The organism is Senegalia massiliensis (assembly GCF_900626135.1).
Lineage (GTDB): Bacteria > Bacillota > Clostridia > Tissierellales > SIT17 > Anaeromonas > Anaeromonas massiliensis.
The window spans coordinates 998,301-1,017,134 of sequence record NZ_LR130785.1 but is presented as its reverse complement, the minus strand read 5'-3'; the positions used below and the strand labels follow the sequence as shown (position 1 = coordinate 1,017,134).

At 27.1% G+C, this 18,834-nt stretch carries 18 protein-coding genes and 2 pseudogenes; 2 read left to right on the top strand and 18 right to left on the bottom strand.

Annotated elements, in window-relative coordinates; all coding sequences use genetic code 11:
• Nucleotides 1–148: 148 nt before the first annotated feature.
• The 9 genes and pseudogenes from E0D94_RS04985 to E0D94_RS04945 all read right to left on the bottom strand — a co-directional run bounded on the left by E0D94_RS04985 (nt 149) and on the right by E0D94_RS04945 (nt 7,484).
• On the bottom strand, nt 149–868 hold the full coding sequence (locus E0D94_RS04985) for a hypothetical protein (protein WP_130806186.1): 720 nt from the start codon (nt 866–868) through the stop codon (nt 149–151).
• Nucleotides 844–1,125: pseudogene (locus E0D94_RS15080) on the bottom strand (diguanylate cyclase domain-containing protein); the annotation flags it as partial. The pseudogene E0D94_RS15080 and the gene E0D94_RS04985, both read right to left, overlap by 25 nt.
• Nucleotides 1,126–1,149: 24 nt before the next feature.
• Nucleotides 1,150–2,193 carry a serine hydrolase domain-containing protein gene (locus E0D94_RS04975; RefSeq protein ID WP_130806184.1) on the bottom strand — a complete coding sequence of 348 codons (1,044 nt, stop codon included), beginning with the start codon at nt 2,191–2,193 and terminating at the stop codon, nt 1,150–1,152.
• 104 nt (nt 2,194–2,297) lie between these two features.
• Nucleotides 2,298–2,552 (bottom strand): hypothetical protein, encoded by a 255-nt coding sequence (locus E0D94_RS04970; RefSeq protein WP_130806183.1) that lies wholly within the window; start codon nt 2,550–2,552, stop codon nt 2,298–2,300.
• Between the two features lie 64 nt (nt 2,553–2,616).
• Nucleotides 2,617–3,636 (bottom strand): hypothetical protein, encoded by a 1,020-nt coding sequence (locus E0D94_RS04965; RefSeq protein WP_130806182.1) that lies wholly within the window; start codon nt 3,634–3,636, stop codon nt 2,617–2,619.
• 220 nt (nt 3,637–3,856) lie between these two features.
• Nucleotides 3,857–4,822: a siderophore ABC transporter substrate-binding protein gene (locus E0D94_RS04960; RefSeq protein ID WP_130806181.1), complete on the bottom strand. Its 966-nt coding sequence runs from the start codon at nt 4,820–4,822 to the stop codon at nt 3,857–3,859.
• Between the two features lie 15 nt (nt 4,823–4,837).
• Nucleotides 4,838–5,593 (bottom strand): iron ABC transporter ATP-binding protein, encoded by a 756-nt coding sequence (locus tag E0D94_RS04955; RefSeq protein ID WP_130806180.1) that lies wholly within the window; start codon nt 5,591–5,593, stop codon nt 4,838–4,840.
• Nucleotides 5,590–6,540 (bottom strand): iron chelate uptake ABC transporter family permease subunit, encoded by a 951-nt coding sequence (locus E0D94_RS04950; RefSeq protein ID WP_130806179.1) that lies wholly within the window; start codon nt 6,538–6,540, stop codon nt 5,590–5,592. The genes E0D94_RS04955 and E0D94_RS04950 overlap by 4 nt, the downstream gene beginning before the upstream one ends.
• Entirely contained in the window at nt 6,540–7,484 is a 945-nt protein-coding gene (locus E0D94_RS04945; protein ID WP_130806178.1) for an ABC transporter permease, read from the bottom strand. Before E0D94_RS04945 ends, E0D94_RS04950 begins: the two co-directional genes overlap by 1 nt.
• 193 nt (nt 7,485–7,677) lie before the next feature.
• On the opposite strand from E0D94_RS04945, the gene E0D94_RS04940 reads away from it, so the two are divergent.
• Nucleotides 7,678–8,391 carry a helix-turn-helix domain-containing protein gene (locus E0D94_RS04940; protein WP_165442872.1) on the top strand — a complete coding sequence of 238 codons (714 nt, stop codon included), beginning with the start codon at nt 7,678–7,680 and terminating at the stop codon, nt 8,389–8,391.
• A gap of 91 nt (nt 8,392–8,482) precedes the next feature.
• Here the strand turns inward: E0D94_RS04940 and E0D94_RS04935 are convergent, their stop codons facing one another.
• Entirely contained in the window at nt 8,483–9,001 is a 519-nt protein-coding gene (locus E0D94_RS04935; protein ID WP_130806176.1) for a GAF domain-containing protein, read from the bottom strand.
• A 115-nt stretch (nt 9,002–9,116) separates the two neighbouring features.
• Complete coding sequence (locus E0D94_RS04930) at nt 9,117–10,154, bottom strand: NAD(P)H-dependent amine dehydrogenase family protein (RefSeq protein ID WP_130806175.1); 1,038 nt, start codon at nt 10,152–10,154, stop codon at nt 9,117–9,119.
• 284 nt (nt 10,155–10,438) lie between these two features.
• On the opposite strand from E0D94_RS04930, the gene E0D94_RS04925 reads away from it, so the two are divergent.
• Complete coding sequence (locus E0D94_RS04925; RefSeq protein ID WP_130806174.1) at nt 10,439–11,308, top strand: alpha/beta hydrolase; 870 nt, start codon at nt 10,439–10,441, stop codon at nt 11,306–11,308.
• A 60-nt stretch (nt 11,309–11,368) separates the two neighbouring features.
• Here the strand turns inward: E0D94_RS04925 and E0D94_RS04920 are convergent, their stop codons facing one another.
• From E0D94_RS04920 to E0D94_RS04890, 7 genes and pseudogenes are all read right to left on the bottom strand, one after another.
• Nucleotides 11,369–12,616 carry an FprA family A-type flavoprotein gene (locus tag E0D94_RS04920; RefSeq protein WP_130806173.1) on the bottom strand — a complete coding sequence of 416 codons (1,248 nt, stop codon included), beginning with the start codon at nt 12,614–12,616 and terminating at the stop codon, nt 11,369–11,371.
• A gap of 43 nt (nt 12,617–12,659) precedes the next feature.
• Nucleotides 12,660–13,409 (bottom strand): peroxide stress protein YaaA, encoded by a 750-nt coding sequence (yaaA, locus tag E0D94_RS04915; protein WP_130806172.1) that lies wholly within the window; start codon nt 13,407–13,409, stop codon nt 12,660–12,662.
• Between the two features lie 202 nt (nt 13,410–13,611).
• The gene (ndk, locus tag E0D94_RS04910) at nt 13,612–14,010 is read right to left on the bottom strand and encodes a nucleoside-diphosphate kinase (RefSeq protein ID WP_165442871.1); all 399 of its coding nucleotides are present in this window, start codon (nt 14,008–14,010) and stop codon (nt 13,612–13,614) included.
• Between the two features lie 148 nt (nt 14,011–14,158).
• Nucleotides 14,159–15,430 carry a RidA family protein gene (locus E0D94_RS04905; RefSeq protein WP_130806171.1) on the bottom strand — a complete coding sequence of 424 codons (1,272 nt, stop codon included), beginning with the start codon at nt 15,428–15,430 and terminating at the stop codon, nt 14,159–14,161.
• Between the two features lie 790 nt (nt 15,431–16,220).
• Nucleotides 16,221–16,979, bottom strand: a complete 759-nt coding sequence (locus E0D94_RS04900) for a class I SAM-dependent methyltransferase (protein WP_130806170.1) — start codon at nt 16,977–16,979, stop codon at nt 16,221–16,223.
• 61 nt (nt 16,980–17,040) lie between these two features.
• Nucleotides 17,041–17,928, bottom strand: a pseudogene (locus E0D94_RS04895) (AraC family transcriptional regulator).
• Nucleotides 17,929–18,401: 473 nt separating this feature from the next.
• Nucleotides 18,402–18,725, bottom strand: coding sequence for a hypothetical protein (locus E0D94_RS04890; RefSeq protein ID WP_165442870.1), 324 nt, complete (start codon nt 18,723–18,725; stop codon nt 18,402–18,404).
• Between the last annotated feature and the right edge of the window lie 109 nt (nt 18,726–18,834).

Genomic DNA, 18,834 nt, shown 5'->3' with positions numbered 1-18,834 from the left:
CTAATATAAATAATACATTAAGAATATTACTTTATTATAATAATAAAGTAATATATAAGGAAGTATTAAACACGAAAGCTTCAAGAGACAATAAATGTTTAATAAATAAATTAATATCATTTGAAATGATATTTGGTAAGGAAGAAAATTATAATTCAATACCAAGGTTTTTAGCAATGTCATCAGCAACTATAGCTATACCATCTACCTTTGTATCTGATTCTAATTTAGTTTGAATCGATGGATTACTTGGATATGTTATTCCATCATATTTAATCAATGCAAAAAATTCTTTTATACCTCCACCGTAGACATTCATAATAATATCTTTATAACCATTTGTTTTACTATTACTTATAATGACAGGATTATTAACAAGACTAAATCTTGTTAATAACTTATATTTTCCATTTTCTTGTTTAAAAATAGCAGCACTACATCCACCAGTACCACATACTAACGAACCAACTAAATATACAAATATTTCAGGAATTCCATCTTCATCTAAATCTATTTTATTATAATAGTACCTTATATTATCCTTATACCTATCTAAATTAAATTCTTTTATCAATGCTTTTTCAAGTTTTATATCTCTCTGTGTTTCAGAACAAATATATTCTATAGATGATAAATCTATTTCATCTTGATTTACAAAAGGTTTATACCTACATTTATCATCTCTTATTATCTCACAATCAAAATATGATGATATATCATTCTCTTCTTTAAAGATATCAACTATATACCAGTGACTATAATAATACTTTAGTATAATAAAATACCTTTCTCCTTGCAAATTATAAATATCAACTAATTCTAAATACCCATCTCCATCTAAATCTACCATATATCTATTACTCCACATATACTAACCCCCTTTATATTTATCTTGTTATTAATATATGTGAAATTAATTAATAAGTTTTCTATATATAATTTTTTTCTAAATTTAACCTGATTTTTCCCCTCTGCTTTTGCTTGATATAAAGCTTTATCTATAGTCAAAAATATATCTCTATATGAAAGGTTATCCTTTGGAACTACGGATGTTACTCCTATACTTACAGTGACAAAATTACTTACTGATGATGCTCTGTGATGAATATTAAGTTCTAGGATATTATGTCTTAATTTACAATAAAAAAATTATTTTGATACCATAGCAAGTTGAATTGCTAATCTAATAGGAAGAGCTGGGTTAGACATCTGGTTGATATCTCCTACAAAAAATAAATCTTTTGTAGGATAATAAAAGGCAAATGAACCTGTTGAGCCAGAATGTCCTATCAGTTCACCTTTCACCATAAAAAGACTAACAAATCCATTCAAGGGAATCTTCATATATCCTCCTCCATAATAAATCGGTTTCATAGAAAGTTGTAGTTTGTTATAAACTGATAAACTTTTAAAAATAGTTTTATTAAATAGCTTACCTCCAAAAAATGCCTTTATAAATATCATTAATTCATAAGCATTAGTTATGCACCCACCACTTGCACCACTACTAATCACAAAATCAGGACGATGAATAATTTGATTCATATAATAAATTTTAGGTATCTCCTCGTTTTTATTTTCTGGAAGATATGTATTAACTAATCCAAGAGGCTCAAAAATATATTTTTTATATGCTTTTGATAGTGTTAAACCGCTTTCTTTTTTGATTATTTCACCTAATATATCGAAATTTATATCTGCATAGTAAGATTTTTCTTTCTTCCCAGGTTCAAAATGTGACTTTAAATTTTTAACCATAGATATCATATCACAAAAAGTTATATAATAATCATCTTGAATGATTTGATTCTTTAAACTATTTTTTCCTTCTAAGTATACATCAGGTAACCCACTTGTTTGAAACAGTAAATCAGAGATTGTTAGTTTTAAAGAGTAATCCTTATTCTTGTAAGTATGAATTCCATTTAAAAAATTTATATCAAAATATTTTATAATTTTATCCTCCAAGGATAATTTCTCTTGCTCTAATAATATTAAAATACAAGTAGTAGTAAATAACTTCGTAATACTCGCCATAAGAAATAGAGAATTTAATTCCTTTCCGCCATAATTTTTGCAAAGTGAAAATTCTCCACTTGTATTTTCTATCAACAAAATTCCCTCATTGACTTTTTTAAGACGTGTAAATTTATTAAAAATTCTTTCAAATTTTTTGGTTTGAATATTTATCATATAAACTTCCCCTTATATCTAACTAATATTAACTTTATATTTTTCAGTGTTTTCTTCATCTAAAATACTACTTCCAAGAATATTTGCAAAATGTTTTTCTATAATCACATCTTATATCTCTTATTTTTTTTTCCTATTTTTTCATTTCCACGTTTAAAATTACCAGTAATCTTAGCCATTATCAGTTGAGCTTCCATTTTATCTTTCTTCGATACTTTCGATAAAAATTTGTTACTTTCTTTTCCTTTTAATATCCTAACTTGCTTTCCATTCCAAAAAATAAATACTTTATTATCTTTCGATACTCTATAAGAAAATATCTCTTCCTTAAGTTTATTTCTTTTATCTATATCATTCAACTTGTATCTCCTCCTTATATAAATATATTTTAAATCATAATTAGTATAATATATGAAATGTCTCTTATTGTATTTCTGAATAATACAATATTAATAAACTTCTAAATGTTAAATCACACATACGTCTTTTTTCTGTTCTCCAATCTTTTTCCAATGCTAAACCAGTATATGTACCCCATTTTGTAAAATAATAGTGATTTAATCTTTTCTTGAATACTCCATCATTTTCTTTTAAATTACTAGCAAGAAAATCAACTTGATCTTTTAATTCTTTTATATGCTTTACTACCCCTAGCCTAGATAGTAGTTCCATCCTATGAAACCATATCATCCAATCTTTATCTTTAAAATTATTCATGTCTGAATAAAAATCATGCATGCAAAATGAAGCAGGTGAAATTAATTGATGTCCTTTTAATACAAGTATATCTGGAATCGGTGATAATCTTATTAACTTAATTATTGAGGAAATAATTATTTTTTTGTTTTCTTTGCTTCTCCACGTTTTTGTAAAAGCAAGAAGACTAATGTCATATATACTTGGCCATTTTACTTTATCTTTAAAAACTAATTTATTTTTATATTCTGTTGTAATATCTTCTATTTTATCTACTGAAAGTATGAACTTAAATTTATCCAATGCATATTCCATATGCTTTTTGATAAAGTCTTTATTTTCTATTCCTGCATAAGCAAATATAGTTGCTCTGATTAACTGTGATCCTCCAAATCCTTTTTTATCTAATATTTTTCCAACATTAAATAAACATCCCTTGTCAAATGTATCCTTTCTTATTTCTAATTCATTAAGCATTTTTTGAATTGAGGGTTGTTCTGATAACATGCCTTTTTCTGATAATACTCTTATTGCTGTTTCAATTCCCTTATCACTGTGAAAGTCCTCATCTATCCAACCATATGAATTTTGTTTTGATATAAATTTATGAATCAGCTTATCCTCTAAAATTTGACTTTGAAGTTTTTCTTCTTCATATGAATCTATATTATTTAATACTTCCTTTTTTATCCTATACTTTATAGATGGACAAGCATTATCTAATAAAAATTTTAATGTTTTATTCATTTGTTTCTCCTTTTACTCTAAAGAATTAAAATACACCTATTTTATTCAATATTTTTTCATTTCACAAACTTTAACATTGATCTTAATACTTATAAGTTATAATATTATTAATAATATTATAACTTATAAGTATTATATTATCTATAAAAAATTAAAAATAATTTGAATATTTTATTAATTTAAAAACGCACTATTAAAAAATTTTAATAGTGCGTTTTCTTTATTTAAGTGCTTGAGTAACATCTTCTATCATTTTATTTGTTGCTTCAATTCCACCAGAAGCTACATACCAAATTGGAGAATCAAGGTATACTATATTCTCATTTTTATATGCCTTTGTTGATTTTATTATATCATTATCTAAAGTTTGTTTAGCTGAAATATCTCCACCTACAATAGCTGATCTATCCATTACAAATAAAATATCTGGATCTTTTTCTAATATATATTCAAAGCTAACCTTTTGACCATGACTACTAGATTCTATATCTGTATCTATTGGCTTTATTCCAAACTCATCATATAATATCCCAAATCTTGAACCTGGCCCATATACACTTAGCTCTCCATCATTTGCTAGAATATATAATCCAGTTTTATTTGATTCTTCAGCCATTGTATTTAACTCTTTTATTTTCTCTTCTATTTCTTTTATACTATTATCAATTTTTTCTTCATCATCAAATATTTTTCCCAATTTATTCATATTTCCTTTGAAAGATTCCATATAATTAGCACCATCTATTGCCATATAAGCAGTATTACTTATTTCTTTAAATTCATCATATTTTGATGCTTGTCTACCTGAAATTATTATTAAATCAGGATCAAGTTCAAATATTTTTTCAAAATTTGGCTCTTTTAACGTTCCTACATCTGTATAATTATCTCCTTTAAATTTGCTTAAGTATTCTGGAACAGAACTTTTAGGTAATCCTATTACATTATCTCCATAACCCATTTCATTTATAGCATCTAAAATACCATAATCAAATACTACAATTTTCTCTGGAATTTCTGTAAGTTCTACTTTTCCATATTCATCTTCAAGAGTTACCTTATAACCTTTAGAATCCACATTTTCTTCATCCTTTTCTACTACTTCTCCCTCCTGTGAACAAGCTCCTAAAGTAAATATTAATACTAATCCAAATAAGATAAATGTAATTTTTTTGCTAATTTTCATTTTTTATTCCCTCCATTAAAAATAGACACAAAGTCTTTTATTATTTATATCCGTTACTGTTATATCTAAATTATAGATATCTTTTAATGTATAATCATTAATTATATTGTGAGTTTTGTTATGTTCTACTACCCTCCCTTCCTTTAATGCCAATATATAGTCTGAATAAACAGATGCAAAATTTATATCATGAATAACTAAAATTATAGTTTTTCCTAAATCAACTACCATTTCTTTTAAAATCTTCATAATCTCTACAGAGTGCTTCATATCTAAATTATTTAAAGGTTCATCTAAAAGAATATATTCTGTATCTTGAGCTAGTACCATGGCAATGTATGCTCTCTGTCTTTGACCACCACTTAATTGATCCAAATATTTATTCTGAATATCTTCTAATTTCATATATTTAATTGATTCATCTATAAACTTATCATCTTCTTTTGTAATTCTTCCTTGATTATGAGGAAATCTTCCAAAAGCAACTAATTCTCTAATAGTAAGTCTAATATTTATATTATTTGTTTGTCTTAAAACACCTATTTTTTTAGATAGATCTTTATTATTCCAATCCTCTAGTTTCCTACCATCTATTATTACTTCACCTTCATAATCTTTTATTATTCTAGATATAATTGATAGCAAAGTAGATTTTCCAGCACCGTTAGGCCCTATAAAAGAAGTAATACTTTTTTTATTTATATCTAAAGATACATCACTTAATACCTTTTTATCTCCATAGAATTTATCAATATTTCTAATTTCTATCACTTTACATTCTCCTTTACTAGTAAAAATATGAAATATAATCCTCCAACTAAATTTATTATTACACTTATTGGTGTGCCAAAATTCAGAATTTTTTCTACTATAAATTGTCCACCTACTAAAAATATAATACTAAGTAAACATGATGTTATTATTAAATAAGTGTGTTTATAAGTATTAATATATTCTCTAGCTAAGTTTGCAACTAATAGTCCTAGAAATGTTATAGGTCCTACTAAAGCTGTTGAAACAGAAACCAATAAAGACACTATAATAAGTAAACCTGTATTTAGTTTGTCATAATTTATACCTAAGTTTATTGCATGATTTCTACCTAGAGAAATAACATCTAACTTTCTAATATTTTTATAAATATATATATAGGACAAAATTATTATTATAGCAGCTACTTTTAATATATCTTTATTAATTAGATTAAAACTAGCATACATTTTATCCTGAATATGCATAAATTCATTGGGATCTATAATCATCTGCATAAAAGATGATAAACTTTCAAACAAAGTTCCCACTATAACTCCAATTAATAATAGTTTCATTAAATTATTACCAGTAATTTTAAATAAATATTTAAATAAAAAGGTTGAAAACAAAGCCATGACTAATATAGTTATTAAAAAATTCAAATTGAAATTTACTATTAATTTACTACTAGAACCTAGTAAAAAAACTATGGAAGTCTGTATAAAGATATATAAAGAATCTAATCCTAATATACTAGGAGTCAATATCCTATTGTCTGTTATAGTCTGAAAAATTAATGAAGATGTACTTATAGCTATTCCAGTCATTACTATTGCTAAGATTCTAGGTATTCTCTTTGACATAGCATAGGAATAATTTTTTTCATTAACTCCTATAAATAAAAGTAAAGATATAAAAATTATTGCCAAAATAATAAGTAGAATTATTTTTCTATTTTCCTTCATTACTGATTCCCCCTAATTAATAAATATAGAAAAATAATACTTCCAAAGACACCTACTGTTAAACTTATGGAAACTTCATAAGGATATATTATAACTCTTCCTACAATGTCAGATATTAAAAGAAAATTAGCTCCTATTAAAGCAGTATATCCTATACTATTTTTCATATTATCTCCCTTAATAAGGCTTACGATATTAGGCACTATTAATCCTAAAAATGGAATTTTACCTGCTGTTACTATTACTATTGCTGAGATTAAAGCTACTATGGTTATTCCTAAGTTTACGACAAACTTATAATTCAAACCTAAATTTATTGAAAAGTCTTCTCCTATACCTGCTAAAGTAAATTTATTAGCATAAATTACAGCTATTATTAGTAGAGGAATACTTATATATAACATTTCATACCTACCTTTTATTATCATGGAGAAATCCCCTTGAAGCCATGTTCCAATACTTTGTACTAAGTCAAATCTATAGGCTATAGCTGTAGTAATAGAATCTATTACTCCTCCTAACATCATCCCTATTAAAGGAATAAATACTGTGTTCTTTACTTTAATATGCCTTAATATAAACATAAAAAGAAAAGTGCCTCCCACTGCAAATAAAAAAGCTAAGAGCATTTTATTAAGAGAGCTTGCAGATGTAAAGAAAATAAGAGAAAACAATATTCCCATTTTAGCAAAATTTATAGTTCCTGCAGTTGTAGGAGATACAAATTTATTTTGAGTTATTTGCTGCATAATAAGTCCTGCAACACTCATGCTAATCCCAGCAAATATAATACTAATTAATCTTGGCAACCTACTTAAAACTATAATGTTTAAATTTTCTTCACTTAAATTAAACATATTTTTTATACTAATATCCTTAGCTCCTATAAACATTGAAACTACAGATAAAATCAATAGTAATGCAACTAGATACCTTTTCTTCATAAAATCTTCCTATCTTTTGTTTGTTATTGATTAAATTATTAAATATGATATGATATTAAACGATAATGATAATCTCTATCAATTATGGTAACATTGTTTAACTTTAGTTTATTTGAATATTTTTATATTTTTATTAAATTTTTTAAGCGTATGAGGTGATATCTTGATAAATAAATTACATATTTCAAATGTGATGAAAAAATTTAACCTTTTAACTAATATTTCTATTATTGCATTTGATTTAAAAGGAGTTCCTATAGGTGCGTCTGGATATGGAAAATCATTATATGATTTCCTAGATAAAAATAATATTTATGATAAGATGCTTAAAAATTATTTTAACGATGGAGAAACTATTTTAAATTCTAACTGTTATAATAATATAGAATATATTCTTTCTCCTATTTCTCCTAGAAACATTCATAGAGGTGTATTTATTATAGGTCCCGTATCTCAGAAAAAAAACAACTGTATTCGCGCACCTTATAAACCAAGATATTTATATTCGTATATTTTAAAATCCTTGGAATTAATTTTGAAAGATTTCCCTAAAAAACATATTGAAATGGAAAAAGAAAAAGAATATAGCTTACATATAAAAAAAGCTATTGATTATATTGATTCTAGATATATGGATAACATTGGATTAGATGAAGTTGCTAATTATCTAAATATAAATAGATCTTATTTTTCTACTATATTTAAATTAGAAACAGGCGAGAGTTTTACTAACTTCTTAAATAGATTAAGAGTTGAAAAAAGCAAAAAATTACTTGTAAATAAAGACTATTCTATGTTAAATATTGCCCTCATGGTCGGTTTCAATAACCAAAACTACTATAATATTGTATTTAAAAAATTTACTAACTACACTCCTCTTCAATACAGAAAAATATACGCTGTTTAAAAGTAATAAAGGTAGTATCTTAAATCTTGATTTAAGATACTACCTTTATATTAATATTAAATAATAGAAATCTAATAAAATTAGTTTAATTTTAAGTCATTAATAATTTTAAGTCTTTTTCCATAGATGATTTAAATTCTTTTAAAAGAATTTTCTGATCAGATGTTAAATCCATTGGCTCGTCATCTAAGACACAAATAGTACCAAAAAATTCACCATCTGGCCACTTTATTGGAAGTCCATAATAAGAGATCATATCAATATCAACATCAGGGTTATCTTTCCATGATTCTAATTGCCTTGAATCCACAATAGATAATTCCTTATCTGTTCCAACAACTGTTTCACAATAGAGACCATGACATAGATAATCATTTCCCCCTACTTTATATGGATTAGACTCATTTTCACTCATTAAAAATACCTGCATAGCTTCTTGTGTAATTTCCATTATTAGACCTGCACGTACATTAGTAAAAGAAGCAATTAGGTTTGCCATATTTTGCCATCTTTTTTTCATATCATCTTCTAGTTTTGGCTTATCTGAACTAGTTATAGGAACTTCTTTATAAGAACCATCAGATCTAAGCTTTACTTTAACTTTTGTCATAAAAAATCTCCCTTCAAAACTTAAGGAACTTAATGCTCCCATTTTTCAAACTTGAATTAATGCATATTAGCTAATTACCCATATTAATTTTAAATATGCATTTATTTATATTTAATTACTCAAGATACATTTGTATTGGATAAGAAAGATACTCAACATTATCCATTTTCTCTATAGTATAATATCCTGATGGAGCTTGAATAATTATTGGAATACGGTTAACAATAGTTGCACAAGTATGTTCTACTGTTGCAGGTTTTTCAACAAAGAAACTTGTATTAGGCTCTCCAGTAATCTTCCAATCACACATGTCTCCATCATCTGGACCATAAACTTTTCCGATACATTGTGTTTCAATGATTGGACCTTGAAAAGTTTCTGTAGTTACAATTGCACTCATTCCGATACAATTACCTTTAGGTATATTTTCCCCAAGAGTTTCTGAATCTAAATCATTATCATATATATATGGAACATTTTTTTGACTTTGTGACTTAATTATCCATCCCATTTTAGAACACAATGCTTCATTTGAATTCCACACATATGAAGGTTCTAATGTTTCTGGATGTGCAATCTTCTCCTCAAATTCTTCAGGAGTAAGGCCTACTCCATGAGCCTTTGCAAGTGCAATACCATAATCTTCAACATTATAACTTACTGCACCTTCTATTTTTTTAATACTATGTACTCCTCCTGCTACACATGCAATCATATTGATCCAATAAATATCTTGCATACCAGATCCAGCAATAGTACAATTATTATCCTTTGCAAGTTTATCTAGTTTATTTGTTATTGCTGAAGCAGTGGTCCATGGATATATTGCTTCTTCACAAGTAGTAATAACATTTATTCCACGTCTTACAAGTTTTTCAATATATGGCATTACTTCTTCCATAAAACTAAACAAAGTAACAATCGCTATATCAGGATCACATTCATCTAAAACAGCATCAGCATCACTTCTTATTGTAACTCCCAATTTAACGTCTAACTCTGCCCAATCACCAACATCGATTCCAACTACATCAGGATTAACATCTATAGCACCAACAATTTCTGCACCTTTTTCATAAAGATAACGAAGAGTGTATTTAGACATCTTTCCACAACCATACTGAATAACACGAATCTTTTGTTTAAACATCATTATCTTCCTCTCGACTATAATTATTTATTAACTAAACATTTATACTTTTAATGTCAATAATTATAGTATCTCCGCCTAACATAACCTTTTATTCACTACAAAATATATAAAGCAAACTTTATTTTTAGCTTCCAAACTATCTATCATAAATTTTATGTTTATTAAAATTAGTGTTCATAATTACTAAAATTTTTCAATTCAAATTTTATGTTATAATATAGTTCTTATAAAATTATTTATATTAACCTATATGATAAATATTGACACAATAGGAGGCTTTTTGATTGAATGCACCAGAAATTTTCAAATTTAAAACAAAGCAAAATATTACACTAAATATGAGTTTATATCGATGTGAAAATAATAGAAAAAATATAACTATTTTTTATTTTCACGGTGGTGGTTTAGTTTCAGGATTACGAGATGATTTGCCTAAAACTTATATAGAAAATTTCTTAAATTCAGGTTATGACTTTTTGTCATTAGATTATCCATTAGCGCCCGAATCAAAATTAGAAGTGATTTTAAATTCAGCTTATGAAGAAATTTTATACTTTTTACAAAATCATAGAAAAAAATTTGAGTTGGAAAGCCAAAAATATATTCTATTTGGTAGATCGGCAGGAGCATATCTATGTCTTAATTTATGTAATATGCTAATAAAAAATTATGATTTACATCCATTAGCTATTATAAGTCTTTATGGATATGCAAGACTTTATGAACCTGAATTTAACACTCCAAGTAACTATTATAACAAACTTACAAAGGTATCTAAAAAGATGATAAAAAATATTATTTCAGATTTTCCAGTTACTGAAGATCCAATGAATAGGAGGCTTTTACTTTATATTAAAGGAAGACAAGAAGGGTCATGGATACAATATCTATGTGAAGAAGAAAATATAAATGATTATTATCTTGATGATCATGATTTCCAATCTTATCCACCTACAATACTAGCAGCATCAATTCTAGATCCTGATGTACCATATAGGATATCTAAAAAACTAAGCAAATTAATTCCAAACTCTAAATGCTTAACTATATATACTCAAGTCCATGATTTTGATAAAGATATAACCCAAAGTTCAGGAATAACAACTTATAATCAAATAATAGATTGGCTAGAACATATTGTAACTAGAAATTAAAAAATTTCCTCATACCAAGGTATGAGGAAATTTTTTAATTTCTATAAAATCATCTAATACTTATACTGCTTTTTCTTTTATTTTTCCTTCTATTTTTTCTTCTGCTTTTTCTAATAATTTTAGAACTCCTGTTTCAACTTTATTTAAATCTTCTTCATTAGGACAACCTTCAAATTCAACTGTTTCAACAAAGTCCCATTTCATTCTACTTTTCTCTATTATTTCTGTTAATTCCCTTTCAGCTCCACCTGACCATCCATAAGATCCAAAACGAAAAGCTGCTTTATTAGTAACTTTTTTTCTTCCTAACTCTTCTATTGCTGCTGCTACCGGTGGAAACATCTTGTATTCATAAGTAGGTGCAGCAATTATTACGCCTGCTGATTTAAATACAGTAGCAATCATTTCACTTTCACTTTCTAAAGGCATTTCAAGCTTATTTACTTTTACTCCTTCTCTTTCTAATACCTTTTCTGCAAAATCAACTGCTTTAGCAGTCATACCATACATTGAACCCCATAATATAGTAATTTCTTTTTTTCCATATCCTGATGAATATTTACAGAACCTAGTATAATCATCTATTATTTTTTCAGGATTTTGTCTATATACTGGACCATGTCCTGGAGCTATAATATTTATATCAAATTCTTTAGATTTTTTTATTGCCTTTTCTACCATAGGTGCAAATGTTCCCATAACATTTGAAAAATACCTTATACCTTCATTTTCAAAAAAATCTACTTCTTCAGATGTCATCTCATCATCAAAATGATGTTCATTCATTCTTCCAAAAGCTCCATACATGTCACAAGAAAATAAAGTTTTAGTATCTGATTCATAAGTATACATAGTATCAGGCCAATGTACATTTGGAACTGGATGAAAACTTAATTTTTTCCCCTTACCTAAATCTAACGTATCTCCTTCTTTAACTACTTTTATTTTTTCCCCATCACCATAAAAAGAATTTATCAATTTAGCAGCTTTATCTGTACATATAATTGTAAAATCATCATTAATCTTTTTAAAATTCTCAATCCATCCAGAATGATCTGGCTCCATATGATTAACTATCAAATAATCTATGTCTTCAGGATTTACATCAATTTCTCCAAGGTTTTTATATAAAGTTTCTGGTACTCCATCCCAACCTATAACACCATCTATAATAGCGGTTTTTTCTCCTTTTACTATATAAGAGTTTAATGTAACTCCATTGGCTATCTCCCATATTCCTTCAAAAAGCATATCTTCTACATTCATAGATAACATGTGTATTCCATCAGCTATCTTTATTTGTTTCATAATATAACCTCCCTATTTTTTAATTAATATGATGTTTTTACTCTTATTTATTCTTTTTCAAAAAGATGTATGTGCTTTCATCTGATAGATGATCCTCATAAGTATAATCTAGTCTATTAAAACCTTTAATACCATCTACATCTTTAATCTGGTTTTCTGCCATAAATCTGACCATTTCACCTCTAGCCATCTTGGCTAATGTACCCTTTTCAACTATTTTTTTTTCAATAATTTCTCCAAAAACACAAGTAATAAATCTTACTTCTTTGTCCAAGTATTTAGAAATACATTTGCTATACTCTTTAGATGCTAAATTTATAATGTGTTTACTTTCCGAAAAAAGTTGCTTAGCTAGTTTTTCATTCCAGAATTCATAGAGTGAATTTATATCCTCACTTCCCAATTTTGATTGCATTTCCAACCTATAAGGAACAACACCATCAAAGGGACGTATTATACCATAAAATCCAGATAGAATACGCAAATGTTCTTCAAGATATTCAAATTCTTCAGTTTCAAATACATTTTGCCCCATATGCTTGTACTGAAGACCTTCAAATGAAAGTATAGCAGGAGTTAAGTTGCTATACAAGTCCATATTATGGATTCGGTCATAATTTAAAGTAGCTATTTTATCACTACATTTCCATATTGACTTTAATTCTTCATAACTTAAAGTTCTTAAATATGATAGCAAGATTTCTGTATCCTCTATAAACTGAGGAACTTGATTGTAATCTAATGAATCTATATCTACCTTCATTTTCTTTGCAGGTGAAATAATAATTCTCATACTTACCTCCTTATCACTAAAATTTTCACATAGTTATATTTTCTTTGTTTTGATTATATCATAAATATGTTTTATTATCTCATTGAAATGTCATACTTGATTTTCTAACATTAAATTCCTTTATACAAAAAACCAGTTAAAGTAATGTTACTTTAACTGGTTTTTATAGATATAAATATTATCTTATTTACTTACTAATACATTATTTAAACCATAAATCTAATTCACGCTTTGCACTTTCTCTTGAATCTGATCCATGGATTACATTTGTATTCATAGAATTAGCAAATTCACCTCTTATAGTTCCTAAAGCTGCAAGTTTTGGATCCTTATCTCCTATCATATTACGCATTACTTCAACAGCAAACTCTCCCTTTACTTCCATTGCCATAACTGGACCACTTAATATATAATTTATTAAGTCATTAAAAAATGTTTTGCCTTTATGTTCTTCATAATGTTCCTCAACTAAAGCTCTGCTTGGTTCAAATAATTTAGCCTGTATTATTTTAAAACCCTTTTTTTCTATTTTAGATATGATTTCTCCCATTATACCTCTTTGTATTCCATCAGGTTTAATCATTATAAATGTTCTTTCCAATATATATCCTCCTTAAAGTTATTTCAGATATTATACCCTATATTGAGGAATTTTAAAAACTATTATTAAAAAGCACCAAGATTTCTGCCATAATTGGCTAAAATCTTGGTGCTTTTTATGATTAAACTATATTATTTTGCATTTACTATTATACTATTGGAGGTGTTCCTTCAGCATTTCCTGCAACTGCATCTATTTGAACTAAAGCATCCATAGGTAAATCTGAAACCGCTACTACTGTTCTTGCTGGAACTCCTTCTGGGAAGAATGTTTTATAAGCTTCATTTATAGCAGCAACATCTGCTATATTTTTACAGAATATATTTACTTTAACTACATCTTCCATAGCATGATCTACACTTTCTATAATTTCTTTAATATTTTTTAGACATTGTTCAGCTTGCTCTTTCACACCACCTGATACTAATTTACCAGATTTTGGATCAATAGGTAATTGTGCTGAAATGTGATTATAATGAGAAAATGCTACTGTTTGTGTTGATAGAGAATCTTTTGGAGCATTTTCTGTGTTATTTGCTTCTATGATAATACCATGTCTATCTTCAATAACTTGTGGAGGAGTACCATCACCATATGATACCACTGCATCAATTTGAACTAAAGCATCCATAGGTAAAGCTTCAGCTGCTACTACTGTTCTTGCTGGAACATAATTCACAGCTCTTGCTATAGCAGAGTCTGGGAAGAATGTTTTATAAACTTCGTTTACAGCTTCAATATCTGAGATGTTTTTAAGATAAATATTAATTTTTACAATATCATCAAAAGGAACGTCAACACTTTCTAAAATTGCCTTAATATTTTTTAAGCACTGTTTAGCCTGTTCTTTAACATCAGTAGCTACGATTCTACCAGACTTTGGATCTATAGGTAGTTGTGCTGAAATATTATTGTAATGAGAAAAAGCTACAGTTTGTGTAGATAAAGAACAATTTGGCGCATTTGATGTGTTATTTGTAAGCTTTATAAGATCTCCTGATTGTGGAGCATTTGGAATCGTACCTTCACCATTTGATAATAATGCATCTATTTGAACTAAAGAATTCATAGGTAAATCTTTAACCTCTACTACTGTTCTTGTTGGAAGATAGCTTGTAAAGAAAGTTTTATAAACTTCATTTATAGCATCCACATCTTTTATATTTTTAACGTATACTGTAATTTTAACAATATCATTCATAACATGGTCTATGCTTTCTACAATTGCCTTAATATTTTTAAAGCATTGTTCAGCCTGCTCTTTTATACCTCCATCTACTACTTCACCAGATTTTGGATCAATGGGTAATTGAGCTGAAAGATTATTGTAATGAGAAAAAGCTACAGTTTGTGAATATAAACCGTTACCTTTTGGCGCATTTTCCGTATTTCTTGATAATACTTCATTATAATTACTCATAATAATATTCTCCTTTTTAGATAGTTTTTTGATAAATATATTTATCAAATTAAGTTTTACATCATAAAAATCAGAATAAAATATCTACATATATAAGAATCACGACTCTGTATCATGGATATTTTTTCATGATGTAAATTATACATTTCTTAAACGATCAAATATCTCAAATTATTGTCCATACAATATATTAGAAATACTCACTATTCCACTTTTGCTTACACTTTGTGGAAATTCTTTTTATAATGTATACTATCATATTTGCAATGAAGTCACAGATATGTAGTTGAAAAAAGTAATTTCCACTAAAAAGGCTCCATTTTTTAGAAATTGATATTTTATTTAATTTCTAATTTTGACTTTAAATTTAAAATGATAAATCTTAGAGTGGTTGCCTTAGGTATAATTATAGCATATTTTTTTTGCTTTGACCACACATTGTTTGGTTTTTTTGTATTTAGAATTCTTTATATATCACACCCCTCCTATAATACATTGATATTTTTTCCGTTAATTAGTTTTTTTATGCACTTATATAATTATTCAAGGGTTGTATATATATTAGAATTCACTCAATGATTTGCCATTCTGTAGTAATACCATCTTTAAAATTCTTAAGACCAATATCTTCAAAACTGTTTTCATGTACCTAAAATATTTTTTAAATATAAATTGAAAAAATTATATGAAACAAAATTTAAAATAAAGCAGTTCATTATCTGCATTTAGTTTTAAATTCATAAAAATTAAATGCATCAAGATTTTTTATCTCAATGCATATATATCATTTCTATTTAATAGCAACAGCCTCAAAAGTAATTATATCTTCAGAATTTGATGGATATTGACCAAATTTATAATCTGAAGAAATCACAATATTTTTAAACCCTATACTTTCAAGTATTAATTTAAACTCTTCTACTCCATACCATCGTAATGGAAAATACTCCAATTCAGTTTGAAAAAGTACACCTTCACGCCACTTTTCATATCGTCCATGGGAAATAGTATATTGATTTATATAGTCAACCTCAACAATTTTATTTTCTAATGTAATTATATCTCCATTAGAACATTCCAAAGTTTTTGTAGAAACTGTATCTATTGAAATATCTGTTTGTAAAGATATATCAACAATTAATCTACCACCATTAGATAAATGCTTATAGAAGTTTTTTAATGCTTTTATTGAATCTGATCTTTTATGTACTAAAAGAAACGTTCCCGTTGGTACTATAATAGCATCATATTTTTTATCTTGCGAAAAAGACTCCATCTTTGCCTCAAAAAGTTTAGCATTTAAACCTATTTTTTTACAATTGTTCATACATATATTTAACATATCTTTCGAACTATCAAACCCTTCAACATTTAATCCTTTTTTTAAAAGAGGAATTAATATACGACCAGTTCCTATTCCAGGTTCAAGAATAGGTCCTTTGCATGACTCTAATCTATTTATATAAAACTCAACATCCCCAAAAGAATGACCTATAGGTTTATCCATATCATATACTTCTGAAGACAATCTACCATAATAACTTAACATTTTCATCACCTTCTTCTTTTATTTATAAGTAAATTTTGTAAATATAAAGAGTTGGTTACCTTTATTTTACTTTTTTAATAGGAACGTAAATATCCATTACAGTATCCTTTCTATGATGACAGCGTTCATCATAGAATTCAAAATCAAGTTTGGTTTCGTCATATACATATCCACTATCTTTAAATCAATCTTCAAAAATATATTTCCATGTTCCTGCAATGATCTTTGCAAACTCCTTTTGTTCTTTTTCATTTGTAGTATCAATAGGAGGTGTTGTAAAAACTGCATACTCAGCTTCTGGCACTTCTACTGTTATCATATTTTCTTCTACCTTTGAAAAGTCATCCACTATAACACCTAAAAGATATATTGTATTTCCATCTTCAGATAATGGAACACATAATCCCACTTCACCATGCTTAGCAGGATTTAAAATTTTATACATTTTACTTTCTAAATTTTCACCATTATAATTGCTCCAAAAGGATGCAATATCCTTTGTATATGTTCCCCCAGTAATATTGGTTTTAATTCCATAACCAGCTACCTTAAATGCAGCTTTCTTTACAATAACAGGATTCATAATATAACCTCCAATTTCAAATGTTGTTTTTACATCATCATATCCAGCCATTCGCACTTTATATTGTGTTGGACTATAACCAAAAGATTTACGAAATGCCTTGGTAAACCCACTATGTGTTTCAAATCCATATTCTAAAGAAATGTCAATAATTTTTCTACCTTTGAATAATTCTATAGCTGCTAAAGACAACCTTCGTTCTCGAATATATTCCATAACAGACATACCTTTACACAGGCTAAAAACTCTACAAAAGTGATAAACTGAGTACCCTAATTGATTAGCAACATCTTTAATAGTAATATTTTCTTTGATATTCTCCTCAATAAATTTAATACACTTCTCAATATCTCTCCTATAATTCAATTTCCACCTCCACCTGACCTTTCTCCGTACTTTAACTTTATTATAACAATAAAATTAAAATAAAACTGTTCCTGTTTTGCTAAATATTTATAGGAGTAGGAACACTAGGTGTTAACTTAGCAATATCAAAATTATTAAACAAAAAATAAAAAATACGTGTAAGTCGGTCATATGAATTAGTTGAAAATTAAGTGGCCGATTTTTACACGTATATGTATTTTATTTATAATAGTCATTATTAATTCTCTCTACTCTATCCTGTAAAACCCCTAAACTTGGATCTATGTAAATAAAATAGACACAAAAAACCAAACTTTTATGTAGGTTCCTGACATTCTAGCTCTTCGCTCAATTTACATTCCAACTATTGAATTCCATAAGTTACCTCTATACTCACTTCTAATCAGCAAGCTGAATGTCGCTAACTACACGTTATGTGATCGTAGCATAGCGTTCTAAATATCTATTGTATTTCATTTTTTTAAAATGTCTTGTATATATTCTAAAATAAAAGTATTTCTCCCTGTCCATATAGGTGTTTCTCGTAAATCAGAATTAATAATCAAGTTATTATTTTGTATTGCTTCCTCAATACTAATCCAAACAGGTTTAAATCCTAGATTTTCTTCATATTGATCTAAATTTTGCTTACAGTAATTTTCTTTTACTTTACATAAATAATAATAAGAGGTCATTTTAAATACGTCGTATTCATCTTCCACTGGTTTATTATATTCTATTACTGTTCCAATTTCTTTCATAACTATAGAAACTAAAGCACCGCACTCCTCTTCCACCTCACAAATCAAAGCTTATATATATATTTCACCACTTTCTATTCCACCACCAGGAAATTTATAATCACCATTTTGAGATGAATAAGCCATAAGAACTTTATCATCATCT

Coding starts and splice junctions, on each gene's coding strand:
- E0D94_RS04960 (WP_130806181.1), bottom strand. CDS start 4,822: ATGAAAATTAGCAAAAAAATTACATTTATCTTATTTGGATTAGTATTA.
- E0D94_RS04905 (WP_130806171.1), bottom strand. CDS start 15,430: ATGAGTAATTATAATGAAGTATTATCAAGAAATACGGAAAATGCGCCA.
- E0D94_RS04950 (WP_130806179.1), bottom strand. CDS start 6,540: ATGAAGGAAAATAGAAAAATAATTCTACTTATTATTTTGGCAATAATT.
- E0D94_RS04920 (WP_130806173.1), bottom strand. CDS start 12,616: ATGAAACAAATAAAGATAGCTGATGGAATACACATGTTATCTATGAAT.
- E0D94_RS04940 (WP_165442872.1), top strand. CDS start 7,678: ATGAAAAAATTTAACCTTTTAACTAATATTTCTATTATTGCATTTGAT.
- E0D94_RS04975 (WP_130806184.1), bottom strand. CDS start 2,193: ATGATAAATATTCAAACCAAAAAATTTGAAAGAATTTTTAATAAATTT.
- E0D94_RS04900 (WP_130806170.1), bottom strand. CDS start 16,979: ATGTTAAGTTATTATGGTAGATTGTCTTCAGAAGTATATGATATGGAT.
- yaaA (WP_130806172.1), bottom strand. CDS start 13,409: ATGAGAATTATTATTTCACCTGCAAAGAAAATGAAGGTAGATATAGAT.
- E0D94_RS04945 (WP_130806178.1), bottom strand. CDS start 7,484: ATGAAGAAAAGGTATCTAGTTGCATTACTATTGATTTTATCTGTAGTT.
- E0D94_RS04935 (WP_130806176.1), bottom strand. CDS start 9,001: ATGACAAAAGTTAAAGTAAAGCTTAGATCTGATGGTTCTTATAAAGAA.
- E0D94_RS04985 (WP_130806186.1), bottom strand. CDS start 868: ATGTGGAGTAATAGATATATGGTAGATTTAGATGGAGATGGGTATTTA.
- E0D94_RS04965 (WP_130806182.1), bottom strand. CDS start 3,636: ATGAATAAAACATTAAAATTTTTATTAGATAATGCTTGTCCATCTATA.
- E0D94_RS04930 (WP_130806175.1), bottom strand. CDS start 10,154: ATGATGTTTAAACAAAAGATTCGTGTTATTCAGTATGGTTGTGGAAAG.